Here is a 22,071-nt window from a genome sequence, read left to right on the forward strand (position 1 = left end):
CATGGCCGAACCGTTGATTTCGCTGTCCGGGGTACGGCGCGAGTTTCCCGCGGGCGAGCAGACCATCGCCGTCCTCAAGGACATCAACCTGACCATCGAGGCCGGGGAGATGGTCGCCATCGTCGGCGCGTCGGGCTCGGGCAAGTCGACCCTGATGAACATCCTGGGCTGCCTGGACCGCGCCACCAGCGGCGACTACCGCGTCAGCGGCCGCAGCACGGGCGAACTGGATCCGGACGAGCTGGCCGAGCTGCGCCGCGAGCACTTCGGCTTCATCTTCCAGCGCTACCACCTGCTGTCCGACCTGACGGCGCAGGGCAACGTCGAGGTGCCGGCCGTCTACGCCGGCAAGCGCCGCGAGGCCCGGTTGGCGCGCGCCGCCGAGCTGCTGGAGCGCCTGGGGCTGGGCGAACGCACCGGCCACCGGCCGGGGCAGTTGTCCGGCGGCCAGCAGCAACGGGTGAGTATCGCCCGCGCGCTGATGAACGGCGGCGACATCATCCTGGCCGACGAGCCGACCGGCGCGCTGGACACGCACACCGGCCAGGAAGTGCTGCGCATCCTCGAGGAGCTGAACGCCGCCGGCCACACCATCATCCTGGTCACCCACGACATGAACGTGGCGCGGCACGCGCAGCGCATCATCGAGATCAGCGATGGCGAGATCGTCTCGGACCAGCGCAATCCCGACGCCCCGCGCATCGAGGCGCAGCGCGAGGAGGCGGCGCCGCTGCCGCCGCGGCCGGCCTGGCAGGCCTACCTGGACCGCTGCGGCGAAGCGCTGCGCATGGCGCTGCTGGCGATGAACGCGCATCGCCTGCGCACCTCGCTGACCATGCTGGGCATCATCATCGGCATCGCCGCGGTGGTGTCGGTGGTGGCGCTGGGCGAAGGCTCGCGCCAGAAGATCCTGGAAGACATCAGCGAGATCGGCACCAACACCGTCGAGGTGTTCCCGGGCAAGGACTTCGGCGACGAGAAGGCCGTCAACATCCGCACCCTGGTGCCGGCCGACGCCGAGGCGCTGTCGCGCGAATCGTATGTGGACAGCGTCACGCCCGAAGTCTCCACCAGCAGCACGCTGCGTTACCGCAACGTGGCGGTGAACGGTTCGATCCAGGGCGTGGGCGAGCAGTATTTCCGCGTGCGCGCAGTCAAGCTGGCGCAGGGCAAGTTCTTCGACACGACCAGCGTGGCGCGGCGCGCCCAGGAAGTGGTAATCGACGAAAGCACCCGCAAGACGCTGTTCGGCTCGCACACCGACCCGATCGGCCAGATCGTGTTCCTGGGGTCGATGCCGGCGCGGGTGATCGGCGTCACCAAGAAGAACGACACCGTGTTCGGCAACAACGAGACCCTGAACGTGTGGATCCCCTACACCACGGCGCTGTCGCGCGTGCTGGGGCAGCAGCATCTCAAGAGCATCACCGTGCGCGTCAACGACGCCGCGCCGCCGGCGGCGGCCGAGCAGGCCATCACCAAGGTGCTGCTGCGCCGCCACGTGGTGAAGGACTTCTTCGTGTTCAACACCGACGCGATCCGCAAGACCATCGAGCGCACCACCGCGACCATGACGCTGCTGGTGTCGCTGATCGCGCTGATCTCGCTGATGGTGGGCGGCATCGGCGTCATGAACATCATGCTGGTGTCGGTCACCGAGCGCACCCGCGAGATCGGCGTGCGCATGGCGGTGGGCGCGCGGCGCAGCGATATCATGCAGCAGTTCCTGATCGAGGCGGTGCTGGTCTGCCTGATCGGCGGCGCCGTGGGCATCGCGCTGTCGCTGGGCCTGGGCGTGCTGGTGTCCAAGGCCACCGGCGGCTCGTTCCGCATGATCTATTCGACCGCGTCGATGGTGGCGGCCTTCACCTGCTCGACGCTGATCGGCGTGTTGTTCGGTTATTTGCCGGCGCGCAACGCGGCGCGCCTGGATCCCGTCGAGGCCCTGGCCCGGGAATGAGGATGATGAAAGCTGTTTCCCTGATTTGCAAACCCGCCGCGCTGGCCCTGACGCTGGCCCTGGCCGGCTGCGGCGGCCTGCTCAAGAGCGACTACCACACGCCCGCGACGCAGGCCCCGGCCGCCTGGAGCCACGGCGCCGGCGCCGACGCGCCGGCCAACGCGCTGGCCGCCGGCGGCGCCTGGTGGCGCAACTTCAACGACCCCGCGCTCGACGGCCTGGTCGACGGCGCGCTGGCCCGCAACAACGACCTGGCCGCCGCCGCCATCCGCGTGCGCCGCGCTCAGTTGCAGGCGGGCCTGGCGCAGGACCAGCTGATTCCGCAGCTGTCCGGCACCGGCAACGTGACGCGCACGCGCAATCTGCGCGGCGAACGCGAGATCACGCGCACCAACAGCGCCGAACTGTCGATCGGCTACGAGGTGGACCTGTGGGGCAAGCTGTCGCGCCAGCTCGACGCCGCCGAATGGGAGGCGCTGGCCAGCGAGCAGGACCGCCAGAGTTCGGCGCTGTCGCTGGTGGGCACCACGGCCACGCTGTACTGGCAGACGGCCTTCATCAACCAGCGCATCGCCAGCAGCCTGGAAAGCATCGCCTACGCCCGCAAGACCCAGGACCTGGTGCGCGCGCAGTACGCCGCCGGGGGCGCCTCGGCGCTGGAACTGGCCGAGGCCGAGCAGACCGTGGCCAGCCAGCAGGCGGCGCACGCGCTGCTGGTGCAGCAGCGCGTGGAATACGTCAATGCGCTGACGATCCTGTTCGATGGCCCGCCCGACCGCGTCATGGCCGATCCGCAACGCCTGCCGCAATACCCGCTGCCGCAGGCGCGCGAAGGCGTGCCGGCCGAACTGCTGGGCCGCCGCCCCGACCTGCGCGCCGCCGAACTGCGCCTGCGCGAGTCGCTGTCGAACATCGACGCCGCGCGCGCGAGCTTCTATCCGACGCTGAACCTGACCGGCGCGCTGGGCAGCACCAGCCCGACGCTGTCGAATGTGCTGCAGAACCCGGTGGGCACGCTGACGGGGGCGCTGACGCTGCCGTTCCTGCAATTCAACCGCCTGAACCTGAATCTGAAGGTGTCGCGCACGGATTTCGATGAGCGGGTGGTGAGCTTCCGGCAGGCCTTGTACCAGGCGATGGCGGATGTGGAGAACGCGCTGTCGAACCGGACGCAGTTGCGCCTGCAGGCGGAGCAGCTGGAGGCGTCGCTGAAGGCGGCGCGGGAAGCCGAGCGCCTGTACGAGGTGCGCTACCGCGCGGGGTCGGTGTCGTTGCGGTTCTGGCTGGATGCGCAGGAGAAGCGGCGGACGGCGGAGATCGCGCGGGATGAGAATGCGTTGAATCGGTTGGTGAATCAGGTGAAGGTTTATCAGGCGTTGGGGGGGGATGATCTTGCCGTCATGGCCGGTTCTGGCGCGGGCGCGGCCGATGATGGGATCGCGCCGATAGCGCCCTGAAAAAATGCCCTGGCGTCGGCGAACGATATTGCCGGCGCCAGCGTTGAAACCGGATCGCGTTCGATCCAAGCATCAACTTCGATATCGGCACGGGCAGTTCGCAAACTGACCCGCAGCACTTCGGCCTGTTTTCGAATCGTCGCCCATGCCGTCAGATTCGGACGGTTTCACCCGATGCAATAGAAGACGGAAAGCAGCGTCAGCCGACGCTGAATCATGAAGGCCGTCGCTACAATCTATTGACCGCGCAATACCCCCCGCCAGACTGATCACGTTCACTGAAACGGCCGATCGCCATCACCGAATGCTCAGAATGAATTTGCGACTGCTGAAGTACTTCGCTGTGTTGGCCGACGAGTTGAACTATCGCCGCGCCGCCGAACGGCTGCATATTGAAATCTCGCCGTTGTCTCGGGCGATTCAATCGCTGGAAACCACCTTGGGGGTGTCTCTTTTTGTGCGCTCCAACCGCGGCACCCTGCTCACGCCGGAGGGGGAGGCGCTACGGGAACACATCCCGGCCATATTCAGTGCAATCGGTCAGGCGCGCGACAGCGTCCTAGGCGTGGCCGTTGGCAATCGCGGCGCGCTACATATTGCCCTGTCAGAAGGAATGAACCCGACGCGATTGGCCGCGTTGATGGCCGGTTGCCGCGCGGACGAGCCGCGCGTGGTCATCCATTTTTCGGAGGTGCCGTTCGCCCAGCAGCTCGCAGGCCTGGACCAAGGCCTTTACGACCTGGGTTTCGCGCCATCCGACCACGTGGGCCGCGGCATCGTGGCTGAACGAGCCTGGCAAGACCCGATCCATGTGGTCCTCCCCACCGGCCACCCGTTGCTGGCGATGGAAGTGATTCCCTTGAGCGAGGTTCTCAGGCATCCCCTGGTACTTGGCGATCCGAAGTATTGCGAGGGATGCCGCCAGCAAATCGACCGCTTGATCAGTAAGGGTTCGGCCCAACCTCTCGTGGCGGCGCAGGTGCAGTCGACCTATCTCATGCTTTCGATGGTGGCCGCTGGCGTCGGCCTCGCACTGGTGGGCGCTTCCCAGGCCCTTTCAAACTGGGAACTCGGCATCCTCAGCCGCCCGCTGGCCGAGCCGGCGGCGTTGACGACTTGGCTCCTGCGCTCAACCCGCGTCGCACGCCAGAACGTGACGCGCTTCGTTGAGCGGGTGATTGTCATGCGCGAAGACAGCACCTTCCCACCTTCCCGTGCGCGGTAGACGGCAAGCATCGGCGCGTGAACCCAGCTCGAACACATTTACTCGTTACCTTTTGGGTCCCGCATGTTTCTCATAAGGCAACGTGATGGACCATTCTCCGTTCTAGATTGAAAGATCCAATTCTTTGCCTTTGTAGCGCTTTTTAAAAAGAAGCCCGTGGCATCAATTGTTTTAATCAATCAGGAGCTGCTTGTGCAAGTATCCACTTCAACGCTATCTGGTCCGAGCGGCCCGCTCGGTTTCAACTATTCGTCGACGCAGTTCACCAGCGAAAAAAACGGTGAAGCCTGCTTCACCGAAATCATGGGTTCGGTGAAGCAAAAATATCTCGAAAGTCCAGCAGCGCCGAAGGTGGTGAACTTTTCTGATAAGGCCCTGGCACTGTCAAGTCAAGAAACGGAAATTGAGGATGCGGATCTCGGCTTGTTGGCGTGCTGGACACCTGCTGGGTTGGCACGCTTTGCTAATAACTACACAGAGGCCGAGCAGTATCACCAACTCGATATTATGGTCTTCAATAGCTATTATTCGCCCATCTATGATTGTAGTGAGGCGATGTGCGGAGGTCCAACATATTATTCCACTACGAGAATTTCGGTCACGCCTGAAAGTGAGGCGTTTGATAAACGGCAGCACGATCTATTCTCTGCTCAACAGAGAGCCATGTATGCCTCTGAAATTAGCAAGGGTAGTTCACCAATGGATATTTACAAGAAGATCGGGAAATTGATCTTGTCTCAGCCGGACGGCTTTGCCGACAAATTTGGACTCACGGTGAAATTTCGCGAGAGATTGGATGCTATGTCTCAACTAGAGGCGTATGGCAACTCACCTGAAGGACGTAGCCATTCGCTTTCCCCTAAGTTTGACCATGCTGGCGAGCCAAAGATTGAAAAAAAGTTGATGCAGATGAAGGCCGGACTTTCGCGCAATGCTTTGCTGCAGAAGGCAGATCATCTCAAGCAGGATAGGCAGTATGTCCTGATGAACCTGCTGTACGGAATGGGAAACCCTATGATGAAACCTGCGTCAGGTCACCGGGCGTAGGTCATCAATCTGGAATACTTACCCTGGAACGCCTTTCGGGGGAGTGCTCCGTTAGGAATAATACTCGATGAGTTTCATCGAGTATTTTTTTCGCCACTATTCGGGTGATTTTTGTCTGACCGATTTGGTCATGTGTGTTCTAAAAATTGCAATATATGTGGTCGTTGTTGAGCTCAAATTGAGATGTGGGCCGTCAATTTTCTCACCCTGCCTGTTGAACAAGCTCTCGAAGCATAAGTCGTGTCATGGTGAAGTCGGCATAAGTTGCTGATTGATACGTAGCTCACATACCTCAGGAGATATTTTATGAAAGTTCGGTTGTTGCGTGTTTTGGTGATTACGTCAATTTTGTTTTCGGGCACCGCGTTTGCTGGTGATTATGTATGGTCAACATATAAGAGTGGCGACTACGTATCAAGAAGAGGAGGAACCGCCACGGTTGTGTACCAACCTAGTAATTTTCTAATTTCCCCAGCTGGAAAGACAATCACCGGCGTGCAAATCCAGCTTCAAGATAGTCCCCAGGCAAACGTGTCGATGCGGGCTTGCTACAACGGCCCGCTTGATTGTGTCTCGTTGTCCTATGATGGGCAAATCTCCAAAGCTTTTAACGGTAAGCCAGCAGATAAGCCATTTACGGTGACATATACAGGTACCGGCGTTGGGCCGTATCCGCGTTATATCCTTGCCACGATGGTGGTTTATTACAGCGATTAACTAAATCCTTGGGTAGCGAATTATCGTGGATCCGACGATAAGTCGCTATAAATCTATTCGAGCCAGTTCTTGACTATATGACTGATGCGGATTCCAGAGACGTCGGGTGATCCGCTTATTCAAATCAGACATCTCAGTCATGTCTATTGCATGGGCGATCAATCCTTAAGCGTACTGTGCGACATGACGCTCGAGATCCATCCCGGTGAAACCTGCGCGCTGCTTGGGGCGTCCGATTCCGGCAATCGCACCTTGCTTGGCAATGCTCGACCGGTCGTCGGCGGTCATTGCCTTCGAGTTGGGAGCCCATGCATTACCTTTTCGGTCCAGCACGTTTCCAATAAGGCAACATGCTAGGTCACGAACTGCTCTAGATTGGAAAGACCCAATTCCCTGCCATTTGTACCGTCTTTGGGCGAGATGCCGATGGCATCAATGGTCTGAATCAATCAGGAGCTGCTTGTGCAAGTATCCAATTCAACGTTGTCTGGTCCGAGCGACCCGCTCGGTTGCTACTATTCGTCGGCCCGGCTCACTAACGACGCGAATGGGAAACCCCATTTCACCGAAGTCATGGGTTCTGCGGAGAAAAAATATCTCGAAAGCCCTCCGTCATCGAAGACTGTGGCCTTGTCTGATAAGGCGGTGGCGCTGTCAAGCCAGGAGACCGAAGATGAGGATGCGGATCTTAGCTTGCTGGCGTGCTGGACACCGGCTGAGCTGGCGCGCTTCACCAGGAACTATACGGAAAGCGAGCGGCTCGAGGAACTGGATATTATGGTTTTTAACAGTCAATATTCGCCAGGATGCGATTGCAGTGAGCTTACTGCAGATGGTGGCCAGATTTACTATGCGACTACGAGGATTCCGGTTACCCCAGAAAGTGAAATTGTCGATAGGCGGCAATCGGATACGTTCGTTGCGCAGTTGAAATCCATGTATAAGGCCGAAAGGAACAAGGGCAGCTCAGCGCTGGATATCTATAAGAAGATCGGAAAATTGATTCTGTCTCAGCCGGATGATTTTGCTTATAAGTTCGGATTCAGTGTCACGTTTCGCGAGAGGGTGGAGTCCATGCAATGGGGAGGGCGTGCTAACCCGGTCGAACGGCAGCACGGTGAGTTGTTTACCCGTAGTCATGCTGCTTCAGACGAATCGGATGTCGCGATGTTGACAAAAATGAAGGATAGGTTTTCGCACAACAAGCTGCAACAGAGAACACATGATATGGAGCGAGACAGGCAGCATCAACTGATGGACCTGCTGTATGGGAAAGTGAACCTTAAGTCGAAACCCGCAGGTCGCCGGGTGTAGATCAGGTTCTTCCGAAAAATGCGCACGTCGCATTTTTCGGAAAGGCGTCGGCAGAGGGATTTGCCGAGCCTAATGAGATGGTCAGCCCGAACCCCGCTTGGCGTAGCGCTTCGTGGGTATTCGGCTGACCATAGCTTTTTATGGCTAGGGTAAAAACCATATTTTTCTGACCGATACGGTAACGCGTGTTCCCAAAATAGCAATAAACGACGCCGTTGCTGCGTTCAAATTGATGTGCAGGTTGTCAACCTGTCCACCCCGTATATTGTCAAGCTGAAAGCAAGTCATCTAAGGGGGGCATCAATCGGTGATTGATGCGTAGTTTCATACCTAGCCCTGGAGAGATACCATGAAAACCCCATTGCTGCGTGCATTGGTTATTACTTCGCTTTTTTTCTCTGGCAGCGCGTTTGCCGGTGATTATGTGTGGTCCACCTATAAGAGTGGCGACTATGTGTCGAGAAGAGGAGGAACCGCCACGGTTGTGTATCAACCTAGCAATTTCCTTGTCTCGCCAGTGGGGAAAACAATCAAGGGTGTGCAAATTCAGCTTCAGGATAGTAGCCAGGCAAGCGTATCAATGCAGGTTTGCTATAACGGTCCGTTTGATTGCATTCCTTTATCCAATAACGGGCAGATATCGCAGTATTTTAATGGCAAGCTTGCCGATAAGCCGTTCCATGTGAAATATACTGGTACAGGGATCGGGCCATATCCTCGCTATATCCTTGCTACGATGGTGGTGTATTACAACGACTGAGAAAACTGCAATGGATGGCGATTTTTGTTGATTTGAAAATAAATCGCTATCCGAAATATATAAGCTGATTCTGGACCTCGTGGCCGATGCAGAGCAAAGATGCGTCGTCGGGCCATCCGCTCGTTCAAATCACGCATGTCAGCCATGCCTATCGCATGGGCAGCCAATCCGTATCCGTGCTGCGGGACGTGACTCTCGAGATCCATCCCGGCGAAACCTGCGCGCTGCTTGGGGCGTCCGGTTCCGGCAAGAGCACCTTGCTCAATATCCTGGGCTTGCTCGACCGGCTTTGCGGACCGGTTCCTACCTGGGAAACCCCGCTAGGGGGGGGCAACTCCCGGCAACAGAAAAACCTCATCAGGTTGACTAGCCATTGCCGGGCGAATTGCTCCCTATGTGCGCAGTGGGTACCGCCTTCGGGTGGGTTGCCCGTACGTTACCTTTTCGGTCTGGCGCGTTTCTTATAAGGCAACGTCAAAGGCCACTCGCCGTTCTAGATTGAAAGATCCATTTCCCTGCCCTTGTGCCTATTTGGAGAACAGCCAATGGCATCAATGGCTTGAATCAATCAGGAGCTACTTGTGCAAGTATCCAATTCAACGCTGTCAGGTCCGAGCGGCCCGCTCGGTTTCAACTATTCGTCGACGCGGTTCACTACGGACGCGAATGGGGAAGCCCGCTTCACCGAAGTCATGGGTTCTGCGAAGCAAAAATATATCGAAAGCTCCCCCGCATCGAAGGCCGTGACCCTGTCTGATAAGGCGGTGGCGCTGTCAAGCCAGGAGGCTGACGACGAGGATGCAGACCTGAGCTTGTTGGTGTGCTGGACACCTGATTGGTTGGCTCGTTTTGCCAATCAATATACAGAGGCCGAACAGTATGAACAACTAAAAACCTGGGTTTTTAATGATTATTCTCCTGGATTTGATTGTTCTGATTATATTCGCGGAGGAGATTTATATTATGCAACAACTAGAATTCCGGTTACTCCTGAAAGTGAGATGATAGATAAAAAACAATCCAATGCATTTGTTGCTGACCTGAAATCGATGTATGCAGTCGAGATGAGTAAAGGCAGCTCGGCGATGGATATCTATAAAAAAATAGGAAGATTGATTCTGTCCCAGCCGGATGATTTCGCATACAAATTCGGATTCAGTGTCAAGTTTCGAGAGAAGGTGGAGTCTATGCCTCAATGGGGAGGACATGGCGATCCGTTCAAGGGGGGCGGCGGTTCTTTCTCCTTCAAATATGACCCGCCAGGCGAATCAAAGGACGGGACCCTGATGCAGGCTAAGGATGGGTTTTCACGCAGAATGTTGCTACAGATGGCGCATGATATGGAACGGCATAGGCAATATATCCTGATGGATTTGCTCTATCGTAGTGTGAATCAACAACCGACGTTGATATCTGGTCTTTGAATGTAGATTGTTGGCTCTGGATTTGTTCTGCTGTAATTCTTATGGAAGATATGGTGCCCGATTAATATCGTCGGGCGTTTTTTTAGATAAAGTGCGTTGATGGTGCTTTTTTTATGTGCTGAAAAGCTGCTGGTAATGATTTGGTCGATGTTTCTGTGGTCTGACCTATTTGGTCGCTAGTGTTCCAAAAATAGAAATATGCGATGTTCTTTATGCGCTCCAATTGAAGGACAGGTTATCCAATCTGTTCACCTTGTGCGTTGATAAGGCGATAGCGGTAGAAGCCATCCCGCGGGTGAGTCCGGCATCAGTCAATGATTGATATGCTGTCTGTATTTTGTGGAGAAATCTAATGAAAAATAAGTTGCTGCGTTTTTTGGTTGTTGCTTCGCTGTTGTTCTCCGGTAGTGCGTTTGCCGGTGATTATGTGTGGTCCACTTATAAAAGTGGCGACTATGTGTCACGAAGAGGAGGCACCGCTACTGTTGTTTATCAACCTAGCAATTTTCTTGTCTCACCAGTAGGAAAGAAAATTAAAGGCGTTCAAATTCAAATTCAGGATAGCTCACAGGCAAATGTGTCGGCGCTGGTTTGCTATAACGGTGGGGTCAGTTGCGCCTCGTTATCCTCGAGTGGGCAGATATCCCATTATTTTGACGGAAATTCTGCTGATAAGCCGTTTTCTGTAACGTATACCGGGACAGGTGTCGGGCCATATCCTCGTTATATTCTTGCCACGATGGTGGTTTATTACAACGACTAAGAGAGTTGTAATGGATAGCGACTTATCTTCAATTTGACGATAAGTCGCTATAAAGAGATATAAGTCGATTCTGGACCTTGTGACTGATGTGGATTGCAGATTCGTGGGGCCATCCGCTCATTCAAATCACACGTGTCCGCCATGCTTATCGCAAAGGCAGCCAATCAGTAAGCGTGCTGCGCGATGTGACACTTGAGCTCCACCCCGGCGAAACCTGCGCGCTGCTTGGGGCGTCCGGTTCCGGCAAGAGCACCTTGCTCAATATCCTGGGCTTGCTCGACCGGCCGTCGGCCGGCCAGCTCCTGTTTCGCGGACGCGACATGCTGGGTATCGACGAGAACGCCCGCGCCTGGGTTCGCAATCGAGAGATCGGGTTTGTTTTTCAGTCCTTCAACCTGTTGCCCCGTATGAACGCCCTCGATAACGTTGCCTTGCCACTGTTCTATCGTGGTATCTCGCGAGCCCAGGCGCGGGCCACGGCCATGGATTGGCTTCGTCAAGTTGGATTGGCCGATCGCGGCGGGCATCTCCCTGCCGATCTCTCCGGCGGGCAGCGCCAGCGGGTCGCCATTGCCCGCGCCTTGGTCGGCAATCCCTCCGTCATTCTTGCGGACGAACCGACCGGTAATCTGGATCAAGCTTCAGCCGAGAGCATCATGGCCTTGCTCATGGGGCTGAATCGCGAGCGGGCGGTCACGATCGTGATGGTGACGCATGATGCCAACCTAGCTGGCCGCTTCTCGCGCCAGCTTCATGTGCGCGACGGTGTATTGCATGAACCCTGCCACTGCGATGAAAGACGTTGATTTCCGGTGTTCCGGTGCATGCGCGGTCCATCGCTGACGCAAACTGCGCTGCAAGCGGCCGACAGCCTGCGCCAAATGGGTCGCAGGGCCTTGTTGGCTTTGCTCGGCATCATGGTCGGCAGCACCGCCATCATCGCGCTCCTGAACATCGGGCATAGCGCCGCCGAACAGGTGATGCGCATGTTCAAGGACATGGGTACGGACGTCCTGGTGGTGACTTTCCCGGTGACGGGCGCCAAGCCGCGCGCGCTGCCCCGCACGCTGGATGCCGGCGCGTTGGCGCAAGCCGTGCCGGGCATCCGCCATGCGGCGCCCCTGTCGGTCTACAACGTGCCGCTGCGTTTCCCGGGACGTACGATGGTTCCCAGGATCGTAGGCACGACGCCGGATCTTGCCGCCGCGATGAATCTGCGCATGGATCGCGGCCGTTTCCTGTCGCCGTTCGATCGTCATGCCACGTTTGCCGTCGTCGGTGCGGAAATCGCGCGTGAACTGGGCAGTCCGGCGCATCCGCTCGCCCTGGGTGCCTCGCTGCAAATTGACGGCTACTTTTACCAAGTCATCGGCGTCACGCGCAGCATGAAGGGGAATCCGCTGATTCCGGTCGATGCGGACCGATCGGTGATCGTTCCCATTGAAGGGCTGCACCGATTGTTTCCCAAGCCTGAACTCGGCGCCATCCTGGCCAGGGCGACGCCTATGGCCGACCTTGTGGAAACGGCCAGCGCGCTGCGCGAGTATGTCGGCGCGCAGGTGCCCGGCAGGGAGGTCCAGGTGGATATTCCCCGGCAGTTGATCGACGGTCTCGAGCGCCAATCCCGTACCTTTTCATATCTGCTCGCGGGGCTGGGCGCGATCTCATTGCTGGTGGGCGGTGTGGGCGTCATGAACGTGATGCTGATGAGTGTTTCCGAAAGGCGGCGCGAGATCGGCGTTCGCCTGGCGCTCGGGGCGACCCGGCGCGACATCCGCCTGTTGTTCCTCGCCGAGGCGGGTCTGTTGGCCATTGTGGGCGCGGCGCTGGGCGCAGTGTTCGGCGTTGGCGCGGCCTACGCTTTTGCGCGCTTCTCCGGTTGGGATTTCGTGCTGGCGCCCGCGTCCTTGCCCTTGGGAATGGGCACGGCGCTGCTGACGGGCCTGTTCTTCGGTTGGTATCCGGCCGCCGCGGCTTCGCGGCTGGAGCCTGTCCAGGCCTTGCGCGATGCGTAGTGCGGTGCGGATGCTCATCGTGGCGCTTGGGTTGGCGGCGCTGTCACCCGTGGCACGCGCGGGTGATGAGCCGTTGCCGTCTCGCCCGACCATGCGGTATCAGGCGCCGGCCGTGTTGGGCGAAGGCGTCGTCGATCTGACTTTGACAGATGCCGTCTTTCTCGGCTTGCGCGCCAATCGCGGCATACGCAGCGCCTACCTGACCCGCGTGGCGCAGAAGTTCGACCTGCGCGTGGCCGAGGATTTCTTTTCGCCCAAGCTTCTCGTCACCGGGCAGATCACCGGAAACCGCAATCAGGACGACCGTTCGCGGCAGGGATTGCTCTCGTCCGCGGCAACGATGGTGGGGGAATTCGGCACGCGTTTCAGCCTGGGTTGGACGAGCCAATTGAGCAATGCCAACCGGGCGGGCGGGTTCCGGGACGACGGCGTCACGCTCGCGATCATCCAACCCTTGCTGCGTGGCGCGGGCCGTGAGGTAGCAACCGCGCCCTTGCGCATGGCGCGCCTGATCGAGCAAAGCAATCGGCTGACTTTGCAGGATTCGGTTTCCCAGGCCGTTACGCAGATCGTCCAGGCCTACTGGCAATTGATGCGGGCGCAAGAGCAAGTCACCATCGCCAAGGCGGCATTGCAGCGTTCCAAAGCGCTTCTGGAGATCAACCAGGCGCTGATCGCCGCCGGACGCATGGCGCAGGTCGACTTGGTGCAGACGGAGGCCGATGTGGCCGCCCAGGAATTCAATGTCGAGAATGCCGATAACGATCTCAACGCCTGCCGATTGATGTTGCTGCAACTGCTGGCCCTGGATCTGCGCAGCCGGATCCGGGCCAGCGACACGCCAGGGAAAAAGCCCTCGACGCTCAGCGTGCAGGATGCTCAGCGCATCGCGTTGACGCACCAACCGCGGTATTTGCAGCAGGTGATCGCCCGGGAACAGGCCGATATCAATCTTGTGGTCGCGCGCGACAACCGCCTGTGGGATGTTTCCCTGATGGGCGGCGCCAGCCAAGGGCGGACAAGGCGATCGAGCCATTCGGAGGCGGTGTCCGATCGCCATTGGGACGGGTATGTGGGTGTCCAGGTCCAGATACCGATCGGGGACCTGAGCGCGCGACAGGCTACCGTCCATGCAAAAGCCGACGCGGACAACCAGGCGCTGCTGCTCGAAGACGCCGAACAGCAGTTGGCGCTGGACGTGAATAACGCGGTGCGGGAACTGGCCTCGCGATGGCGCCAGTACGAAATCGCGGGGCGCGTCCGCGATCTTTCACGCAAGAAGCTCGAGATCGAACGCCAGAAACTGCAGGCAGGACGATCGAGCAATTTTCAGGTGCTGGCCTTTGAAACCGATCTACGCGGGGCGGAGAACGCCCGACTCAATGCCTTAATCCGCTATCTGGATGCACAGGCGCAGTTGGACCTGAAGCTTGGCATGACATTGCAAAGTTGGGGTATCTCGCTGAATGACTAAGCTCTCTGCCTATCCATCCGGCCTGATGGCGGCGGGCGTGGCCCTGCTTGCCGTCGCGGCGATCGCCTTTGCATGGCATCGGCCGCCTGGCGGCAGGGCGCAAGATAAACCCTCGCCCTGGACACTGGTTTCTCCTCGGCCGGCCGAGCTTCGCCTGGGCGTGGCGGGAAAGATCGTTTCGGCGCAGATCGTCACAATCACGGCGCCCTTCGATGGCAATATCAAGTCGCTTGAGGTGTCGGAAGGGCAGTGGGTGGAGGCGGGCCAGCGCCTGCTCGAGATGGATGTGACCGAACTCGACATACAGCGACGCCAGGCGCTGAGCGAACAGATCAAGGCGCGCAAGCTCCTGAGCGACATCGATCACTGGGAGTCTGGCCCTGACGTCGCCCGTGCTCGTCAAACCCTGTCGAGCGCGCGTCTCAGTGTGAGCGACACGCATCAGAAGCTGGTTGAGACCAGGCAGCTCTATAAGCGCGGAATCGTGCCCCGCATGGAGCTGGATGCGTTGATCCAACAGGAAAAGATGCAATCCCTGTCGGTGGCCTCGGCAGAGGCGGAAATCGCCAACGCCCGGGAGCGCGGCAAGGGGCAAGCGCGGCAACTCGCGGAAATGGCGGTGGCCAATGCCACGGCCCGGCTCAATGCGCTGGCCGATGAGGCCTCCGGCGTGGTGGTGGCGCCGTTTTCGGGTGTCGTGATCCGCGTCCCGGGCAACGGCGATGGCAGGCGGGACGCCGCCGGAGAGCCATTGTTGGCGGGCGCCAAGGTTGGGCAGGGCCAGGGGCTGTTGGCTATTGCCAACGTCGCGCGGGTCCATGTCGTGGCCAAGGTCGACGAGACGGATCTCAATCAGCTGCGTCCAGGCCAGCCGGTGGAAATACGTGGCGAAGGATTCAGGGACCTGGCGCTTTCCGGCGAATTGGAATCGATCGGGGTGCAGGGACTCGAAGGAGACTCGCAGGCGGGCACGATGTATCCGGTAGTGATTGCATTGCCGCCGCTGACGGCGGCGCAACAGGCGGTGGTGCGGCTGGGAATGACGGCGAGCGCCTCGATCGTGATCTTTCATGATGAGCAGGCGATGGTGGTGCCGGCCACGGCGATTCGTACTGGCGCGGGAAAGAGCCTTGTCCGGTTTCGCGAATCGGCAAGCTCCCCCGAGCGGTCGGTCGTGGTCTCGGCCGGGCCGGCCACGCCGGACGGGGTGGTCGTGACGGGCCTTGCACCGGGTTATGTCCGGGATGAATGGCAACCTTCGCCCTGAAAAGACCCGGGGGGGATCGCCCGACGCGCGCCCATATAAAATACCCCCCATGACCGCCCCAGAAGAAAAAGCCGACATCGCCCGCCGCTTCGGCAGCCTGTCCCGCCTCTACGGCCCCGACGCTCCCGCACGCCTCCAGAACGCCCACATCGCCGTCGCCGGGCTGGGCGGCGTGGGCTCCTGGACCGTCGAAGCGCTGGCCCGTTGCGGCGTCGGCGCCCTGACGCTGATCGACCTGGACCACATCGCCGAATCCAACGTGAACCGGCAGATCCACGCGCTCACGCAAACCCTGGGGCAATCCAAGGTGGATGCCATGGCCGAGCGCGTCCTGGCCATCAATCCCGAGTGCCGGCTGACGCGCGTCGATGATTTCGTGTCGCCGGAGAACGTCGGGGAAGTGCTGCCCGGTCCTTACAACGCCATCATCGACTGCACCGACCAGGCCGCGGCCAAGATCGCCATGATTCTGCATGCGCGGGCGCTGGGGATTCCGATGCTGTTGTGCGGCGGCGCGGGCGGCAAGACCGATCCGCTGGCGTTGCGCGCCGGCGACCTGTCGGCCGCCGTCAACGATGCCTTGCTGTCCAAGCTGCGCAACAAGCTGCGGCGCGAGCATGGGTTTCCGCGGGCGTCGGACAAGAACGGCAAGGCGCTCAAGCGCGTGCCGAAGATGGGAATTCATGCCCTGTGGTTCGACCAGCCCGCCATCCTGCCCGATGAATGGACGCGGCAGGCGGAGGCCGAGGACGATATGGGCGCTTCGGCGCAGGCCGTGGCGCCGCAGGGGTTATCCTGCGCCGGCTATGGTTCGGTGGTCACCGTGACCGCCGCCATGGGCATGGCCGCCGCCAACGAGGCCTTGCGGCTGGCGCTGCAAGGCTAGCTGGGCGGCGACGGCCCGTCACGGAACGCCGCCGCGCCCGGGTCACAGCGCCACGAACACCACGCCATCCTCGATCCTGACCGGGTAGGTCGCCAGGTTGTCGCGCAGCGGCGAGCAGAGCGCGCGGCCGTCGCGCACGTCGAAGCGGCCCTGGTGCAGCGGGCACTCGATCTCGTGGCCCGTCAGGAAGCCGTCGCACAGGCGCGCATTGCCGTGCGTACAGAGGTTGTCGGTGGCGTAGACGCCGCCTTCCACGCCGTACAGCGCGATCTCGCGGTCGCCCGCCTGCACGGCGATCACGTCTTCGTCCGGCACGTCGGCCAGCGCGATGGCCTTGATCCAGTTCGTACTCATGTCTTGATGTCCTGGTCAGATGGGATAGATCAGCGAATTCGGGATCAGCTCGCTGTCGAAAATGCACAGCCGCGACTCGAACTTCAGCCCGTCGGGCGTCTGCCGGATCACGTCCAGGTAGCGGCCGACGTTGTAGACCGTGGTCAGCTGGTTCGGCTTGGTGCGGAACACGGCGTAGTTCGCTTCCGATTCGATCCGGTCGCCCCGCACCGACAGCACGCGCGGCGCGCCGACCACGTGGCGCTGGTAGTAGGGGTCGTGGAAGATGGTGTCGGTGGCGCCGTAGATGCGGTCCTTGAGCATGCCGCGGCTCTCGAACGACATGGTCGCCAGCGGGTAGCCGCGCTCGTGGTTCTCGCGCGGCAGCACCTTGTAGACGCAGTCCTCCAGGAAGAAGTCGGGCCATTGTTCCCACTGTTCGGCGTCGAGCGCGGCGGCGTAGTCGGCGTACAGCCGGGTCAGCTGGTAGTAGAGGGGAAAGTCCAGCATCGTCACGCCTCCGCTTCCATCACGCGGCGCCAGTAGGCGTACATGCCGCGGATCAGGGTCTCGGTCACCATGTGGTCGGTGTTCTCGGCGGTCTTGCCGCCCAGCTCGGCAACGCTGCGGTGCCAGGGCTTCTGCGCGAAGCCCGATTGCGAGAACTCGATGACTTCGCCGTCATCCGCCGAGACGAAGCCGGCCGGGCCGAACAGGTTGGCCTGGCGCAGGCGGCGCTGCGTCATCTCGGGCGTGTCGTCGGCGAAGCCGAAATGGGTCCAGACGAAGTCGAAGGCGTCGTGGCCGACCGGCTGGATGTGGCGCGTGGACAGCGAGTTGACCTGCTGCTGGATGATGACGCTGGGGAACAGCGTCATCAGCACGGCGGTGGGGCCGTTCCACCAGGGTTCCGGGACGATGTCGAGGAAGCGGTCGTCGTTCAGCGTCATCTGTTCCTTGAAGCTGGACACGCCGCTGGTGACGCTGCCCTTGCCGCCCTGGCCGCGGGTCGAGATCATGGCCGCGTGGCGGAAGTGGCGGTCCATTTTCAGTTCGGAGCGGTTGTCGGCGCGCCACAGGCCGAAAGTGACGAACCAGGTGTGCAGCAGGCCGGGGTGGTAGGGGTCCTTGATGTTCTCCTGCATCAGCTTCCAGTTGCCGGGGATGCGCTGGCGGCTGTAGCCGTGGATCACCAGCTGGCGGCCGTCGAAGACGCGGTCGAAGTAGTGCAGGATGTCGGGGCCCAGGTAGTCCTCCAGCGGCTCGACGCCGTGGTCGAACGAGGCGAACACCACGCCGTTGCGGCAGGCCACGGCCAGCTTGGTCAGGCCGTGCTCTTCCGGCTTGAAGTCGGGCGGCATGCCGCCGTTGACGCGGCCGTCCTGCTTGACGCCGCGGCGGAACGGCACGCCGATCAGGTTGCCCTGCAGGTCGTAGTTCCACTGGTGGTAGGGGCAGACGAACTCGCTGCGGTTGCCGGAACGTTCGCGGCAGAACTGCACGCCGCGGTGGGCGCAGACGTTTTCCACCACGCGCACCTGGCCGTCGTTGTCGCGCAGCAGGATGACGGAGCGCTCGCCCACGGCGGTGCGCTTGAAGTCGCCGGGGTTGGGGATTTCCGCTTCCAGGCCGACGTAGCTCCAGTGGCCGCGGTAGAAGAAGCGCTCCAGCTCGCGCTGGTGCAGGGCGGCGTCGGTGTAGACGCCGAAGGGAATGCGGTGGCTGCCGTCGCCCTGCCAGGGCGGCACGAACGAGAGCGGTTGTTCGGGGGCGTTCATCGGCGGCCTCCGGCGAGGCGGCCGCGCCTACAGGGCGGGGCAAGGGGATGGCGCATGGTTGTCTCCTTCATCCATCGGGGCCCGCGCGACATCGGCGCCGGCGTTTGTTGCATCATCGGCCAGGGTGTGAAATAAATAAATAGAATCTGGATGATGACAACAATCACCAAAATAAATATTGGTGGAGACAAGCATGAACCTGCAAGACATGGACCTGAACCTGCTGGTCGTGTTCAACGAGCTGTGCAAGCACGGCCGGGTGTCGGCGGTGGCGCAGAACCTGGGCATTTCGCAGCCGGGGGTCAGCAACGCGCTGGGGCGGTTGCGCAAGCTGCTGGGCGACGAGCTGTTCCTGCGCACCTCGCGCGGCATGGTGCCCACGCCCTATGCCGAGGCGCTGGCGCAGCCGATCGCCGATGCGCTGGCGGCGCTGCACGGCACGCTCAACGCGCGCGCCAGCTTCGATCCGGCGCGCAGCGAGCGCGCCTTCGTCATCGGCGTCAACGACGTCGGCGAGACCTACTTCCTGCCGCGCCTGATGCGGGCGCTGGACGACGCCGCGCCCGGCGTCACCATCCGCACCGTGCGCACCACCTCGATCGATGTGAAGGACGAGATGGAGCGCGGCCGCATCGACCTGGCGATGGGCTTCCTGCCGGGCCTGAAACACGGCTTCTTCCAGCGCCGGCTGTTCCGCCAGCCCTATGTGTGCATTTTCCGCGAGGACCATCCGCTGGCGCGCACCGGCGTGTCGGCGCGCCAGTTCCGCGCCGCCGAGCATGTCGCCATCGTGTCCGAGGGCACCGGCCACGGCGTGGTCGACCAGGTGATCGAGCAGGCCGGCATCCGCCGGCGCCTGCGCCTGACGGTGCCGCACTTCATGGCGGTGGGGCCGGTGCTGCAGGCCACCGACATGATCGCGGTGGTGCCGCGGCGCTTCGCCGATTGCGCCTGCAAGCCCTTCGGCCTGGCCACCGCGCCCTGTCCGGTGAAGATCCCGGAGTCGGTCATCAACGTGTTCTGGCACGCCCGCAACCACCGCGAGCCGGCCAACCAGTGGCTGCGGCAGGTGGTGGTGGAGCAGTTCGCGGATTAGGGCCTGTGCGAGGCTCCTTTTAGTGTGAACAGGCCCTGGCGCCGTCCTCAGAACTGCATCTGCGCCGACAGCGCCACGCTGCGCGGGCTGCCCAGGTAGTAGCTGTTGAGCCAGTAGTCGCGGTTGGCGACGTTGTTGACGTTCAGGCGCAGCGTCAGCGGCCGGCCGGTGACCTTGGTGGCGTAGCGCAGGCCCAGGTCGAAGGTGGTGTACGACGGCAGGCGGCTGTTGTTGCTGGCCGTGGCGTACTGCTGGCCGACGTGGTAGATGCCGCCCGTCACGCTCAGGCCCGGCGCGAACGGCAGCGCGTACTCGGAATACAGCTTGGCCATGATCTTCGGCACGTTGATCGGAGCGCTGCCGTCGTTGGCGCTGCCCTCGACGCGGGCGGTCAGCAGCGTCACGCCGCCCATCACCGTCCAGGCGTCGGTGACCTTGCCGACCGCCGACACCTCGGCGCCGCGATGACGCTGGATGCCGTCCTGCACGTAGACGTTGGCATTGTTGGAATATTCGTAGGATTTCTCGATGTCGAACAGCGCGCCGCTCACCAGCACGCCGCCCAGCTCGGCCTTGACGCCCAGTTCGCGCTGCTTGCTGCGCATGGGCGGCAGCACCTGCAGGCGGTTGACGGCCTCGTCCGGCGCCACGCCGCCCTGTTCCAGGCCTTCGATGTAGGTGGCGTAGGTGGTCAGCCACGGGGTGGGCGCGAACATCAGCGAGGCGTTGGGCGAGTTGCGGCCGCGGTCGTAGTCCGGCTGGCCGGGCAGGCCGTCGGCGCCGCGTTCCATCGACTTGATGGTGCTGCGGTTGATGCCCACCAGCGCCGACCATTGCTCATTGAATCGGATCAGGTCGCCGATCATGAAGTTGTCGTTGCGGATGCGGCTGGCGTAGTAGGTGCGCTTGGCGGCGTCGGAGGGCCAGTCGGGTTCCGCGACCAGGGTGGGCGAATCCAGGCCGTACGGACCCTGGTAGCCGGTATGGGGCGCGTAGGTGGTCTGCCACTGCTTGTCCATGTAGCCGTAATAGCCCAGGGTGATCTTGTGGCCGACCTGCCAGGTGTCGAACGAGATGTCGGCCAGCGCCTGCCAGGCCTCGGATTCCGTCTTGGTCTCGCCGACCTTCTGCCGCAGCTGCAGGTATTGGTTGCCGGGCTGGATCGAATTCATGGTGTGGTACTGGACCGGCCGGTCCTGGTATTCGCGCAGGTGCGCCACGCGCAGCGTCAGGTGGTCGCTGGCCTCGTAGGTCATGCGCGCCATCCACCGGCGGCTCTGGGTTTCGTCGCGGATCCACGGCTGTCCCCAATCCTTGCTCGAATCCATGGCCGCGGGACGGTGCACGTCTTCGCCGACGAACCAGTAGGCGGTGGGCGAGCGCATCTTGTAGTCGCTGTACGAGGCGCCCAGCTCGAGCTTGAAGCGGTCGGTGATGTTGAAGTCCAGCGCCAGGCTGGCCAGGGTGCGGTCGATCTTCTGGTCGTCGACGGCGGTGTCGCCGTTCTGGCGCACCAGGTTGACGCGGTAGCCGACCTTGCCGTTGTCGTCGAACGGGCCGCCGAAGTCGCCATGCACGTAGTACTGGCTGCCGCCGTAGTTGCCCACGGTGATGCTGTTCAGGTAGTCGGGCGTGGGGCGCTTGCTGACATAGTTGACCATGCCGCCGGGCGAGGCCGCGCCGTACAGGAAGCCGGACAGGCCGCTGAGCACTTCGACGCGTTCCTTGTCTTCGAGCGAGGCGGCGAAACCGTATGAACGGCGCAGGCCGTCTTCGGCGCGGTCGTAGCTGTTGAAGCCGCGGATCTTGACCATCGGCGCCCAGCCGCTCAGTTGCGGGGTCTGCGTCAGGGTCGACGGGTTGATCCGGTAGACGTCGTCGGGCGACTGCGCCTGCACGTTCTGCAGCAGGTCGCGCGTCACCACGCTGAAGGAATAGGGCGCGTTGCGCAGCTCCATGCCGCCCAGCGCGCCGGCGGCGGACACCGTGGTGGCGCGGTAGCCATCGCTTGCCAGGCCTTCCTGCTGCAGGGAGGCGGTGGCGCTGCCTTGCACCGTGACGCTGGGCAGCGTGACGGCGTCGCCGGCGGGCGCCAGGCGCGCGCTGAAGGCATTGCCGCGCCGCACCGGCTGCAGGCCGGTGCCGGCCAGCACCGCGTTCAGGCCGGACCACGGCGACTGCCGGCCGCGCACGCCCGGGCTGTGGCGCCCGGCCGTCAGCGCGGCGTCGACCGAGACCTGGATGCCGGCCTGCACCGCGAACTCGGTCAGCACGCGACTGAGGTCGCCGGCAGGAATGTCGTAGTCGCGCTCGGCCACGGTGTCGGCCGCGGCCTGGGCATGGGCCGGCGCGGCGCCCAGCGGGGCAAGGCCGATGACGGTGGCGGCGAGCGCGGCGGCGGCCGGTTGGCGGAGGGCGGCGCGGCGGCGCGCGGAGGGCAGGGAACGGAATGGCATAGGTCGACAGGAGGTGAATGAGGTGGTTTCACCCCGTATGCCAATCGAGACGGAAAAAAGGGGAACCTGCCCGCGACGCGCGGCGCAGGGCGGCCGGCG

General features: G+C 61.6%; 20 protein-coding genes. 16 read left to right on the forward strand and 4 right to left on the reverse strand.

Features of this window, described 5'->3' with window-relative positions; translation table 11 throughout:
• Position 1: 1 nt before the first annotated feature.
• The 15 genes from H0523_RS00150 to H0523_RS00220 all read left to right on the forward strand — a co-directional run bounded on the left by H0523_RS00150 (position 2) and on the right by H0523_RS00220 (position 16,309).
• A complete protein-coding gene (locus tag H0523_RS00150) occupies positions 2-1,960 on the forward strand; it encodes a MacB family efflux pump subunit (RefSeq protein WP_054434549.1) in 1,959 nt (652 codons plus the stop codon).
• Positions 1,961-1,965: 5 nt separating this feature from the next.
• Entirely contained in the window at positions 1,966-3,417 is a 1,452-nt protein-coding gene (locus H0523_RS00155; protein ID WP_054434639.1) for an efflux transporter outer membrane subunit, read from the forward strand.
• A 313-nt stretch (positions 3,418-3,730) separates the two neighbouring features.
• On the forward strand, positions 3,731-4,642 hold the full coding sequence (locus H0523_RS00160; RefSeq protein ID WP_054434637.1) for a LysR family transcriptional regulator: 912 nt from the start codon (positions 3,731-3,733) through the stop codon (positions 4,640-4,642).
• Between the two features lie 192 nt (positions 4,643-4,834).
• Positions 4,835-5,689, forward strand: a complete 855-nt coding sequence (locus H0523_RS00165) for a hypothetical protein (RefSeq protein WP_156333569.1) — start codon at positions 4,835-4,837, stop codon at positions 5,687-5,689.
• Between the two features lie 306 nt (positions 5,690-5,995).
• A complete protein-coding gene (locus H0523_RS00170) occupies positions 5,996-6,406 on the forward strand; it encodes a hypothetical protein (protein WP_156333568.1) in 411 nt (136 codons plus the stop codon).
• A 462-nt stretch (positions 6,407-6,868) separates the two neighbouring features.
• Positions 6,869-7,720, forward strand: a complete 852-nt coding sequence (locus tag H0523_RS00175) for a hypothetical protein (RefSeq protein ID WP_156351033.1) — start codon at positions 6,869-6,871, stop codon at positions 7,718-7,720.
• A gap of 349 nt (positions 7,721-8,069) precedes the next feature.
• Positions 8,070-8,480, forward strand: coding sequence for a hypothetical protein (locus tag H0523_RS00180; protein ID WP_156350536.1), 411 nt, complete (start codon positions 8,070-8,072; stop codon positions 8,478-8,480).
• A gap of 155 nt (positions 8,481-8,635) precedes the next feature.
• Positions 8,636-8,947: an ATP-binding cassette domain-containing protein gene (locus H0523_RS32150; protein WP_238924959.1), complete on the forward strand. Its 312-nt coding sequence runs from the start codon at positions 8,636-8,638 to the stop codon at positions 8,945-8,947.
• A gap of 114 nt (positions 8,948-9,061) precedes the next feature.
• The gene (locus tag H0523_RS00190; protein WP_156350534.1) at positions 9,062-9,904 is read left to right on the forward strand and encodes a hypothetical protein; all 843 of its coding nucleotides are present in this window, start codon (positions 9,062-9,064) and stop codon (positions 9,902-9,904) included.
• 352 nt (positions 9,905-10,256) lie between these two features.
• A complete protein-coding gene (locus tag H0523_RS00195) occupies positions 10,257-10,667 on the forward strand; it encodes a hypothetical protein (protein WP_131727115.1) in 411 nt (136 codons plus the stop codon).
• Positions 10,668-10,753: 86 nt separating this feature from the next.
• Positions 10,754-11,473 (forward strand): ABC transporter ATP-binding protein, encoded by a 720-nt coding sequence (locus tag H0523_RS00200; RefSeq protein ID WP_054433972.1) that lies wholly within the window; start codon positions 10,754-10,756, stop codon positions 11,471-11,473.
• A gap of 18 nt (positions 11,474-11,491) precedes the next feature.
• Positions 11,492-12,682, forward strand: a complete 1,191-nt coding sequence (locus tag H0523_RS00205; RefSeq protein WP_054433971.1) for an ABC transporter permease — start codon at positions 11,492-11,494, stop codon at positions 12,680-12,682.
• Positions 12,675-14,156, forward strand: a complete 1,482-nt coding sequence (locus tag H0523_RS00210; RefSeq protein WP_054433970.1) for a TolC family protein — start codon at positions 12,675-12,677, stop codon at positions 14,154-14,156. Before H0523_RS00205 ends, H0523_RS00210 begins: the two co-directional genes overlap by 8 nt.
• On the forward strand, positions 14,149-15,423 hold the full coding sequence (locus H0523_RS00215; protein WP_082404744.1) for an efflux RND transporter periplasmic adaptor subunit: 1,275 nt from the start codon (positions 14,149-14,151) through the stop codon (positions 15,421-15,423). Before H0523_RS00210 ends, H0523_RS00215 begins: the two co-directional genes overlap by 8 nt.
• A gap of 49 nt (positions 15,424-15,472) precedes the next feature.
• Positions 15,473-16,309 (forward strand): tRNA threonylcarbamoyladenosine dehydratase, encoded by an 837-nt coding sequence (locus H0523_RS00220; protein WP_054433968.1) that lies wholly within the window; start codon positions 15,473-15,475, stop codon positions 16,307-16,309.
• 42 nt (positions 16,310-16,351) lie between these two features.
• On the opposite strand, the gene H0523_RS00225 is transcribed toward H0523_RS00220, so the two are convergent.
• Genes H0523_RS00225 through H0523_RS00235 form a run of 3 tightly spaced genes read right to left on the reverse strand, consistent with a single transcriptional unit; the run spans position 16,352 to position 18,420 of the window.
• Positions 16,352-16,663, reverse strand: coding sequence for a non-heme iron oxygenase ferredoxin subunit (locus tag H0523_RS00225; protein ID WP_054433967.1), 312 nt, complete (start codon positions 16,661-16,663; stop codon positions 16,352-16,354).
• Between the two features lie 15 nt (positions 16,664-16,678).
• A complete protein-coding gene (locus H0523_RS00230; RefSeq protein ID WP_054433966.1) occupies positions 16,679-17,152 on the reverse strand; it encodes an aromatic-ring-hydroxylating dioxygenase subunit beta in 474 nt (157 codons plus the stop codon).
• 2 nt (positions 17,153-17,154) lie between these two features.
• Positions 17,155-18,420 carry an aromatic ring-hydroxylating dioxygenase subunit alpha gene (locus tag H0523_RS00235; protein WP_054433965.1) on the reverse strand — a complete coding sequence of 422 codons (1,266 nt, stop codon included), beginning with the start codon at positions 18,418-18,420 and terminating at the stop codon, positions 17,155-17,157.
• Between the two features lie 193 nt (positions 18,421-18,613).
• On the opposite strand from H0523_RS00235, the gene H0523_RS00240 reads away from it, so the two are divergent.
• A complete protein-coding gene (locus H0523_RS00240) occupies positions 18,614-19,516 on the forward strand; it encodes a LysR family transcriptional regulator (protein ID WP_006388935.1) in 903 nt (300 codons plus the stop codon).
• A gap of 47 nt (positions 19,517-19,563) precedes the next feature.
• Here H0523_RS00240 and H0523_RS00245 read toward each other — a convergent pair whose 3' ends face one another.
• Positions 19,564-21,972: a TonB-dependent siderophore receptor gene (locus H0523_RS00245; RefSeq protein WP_231689959.1), complete on the reverse strand. Its 2,409-nt coding sequence runs from the start codon at positions 21,970-21,972 to the stop codon at positions 19,564-19,566.
• Positions 21,973-22,071 lie beyond the last annotated feature (99 nt).

Source organism: Achromobacter insuavis, from assembly GCF_902859645.1.
Taxonomy (GTDB): domain Bacteria; phylum Pseudomonadota; class Gammaproteobacteria; order Burkholderiales; family Burkholderiaceae_B; genus Achromobacter; species Achromobacter insuavis.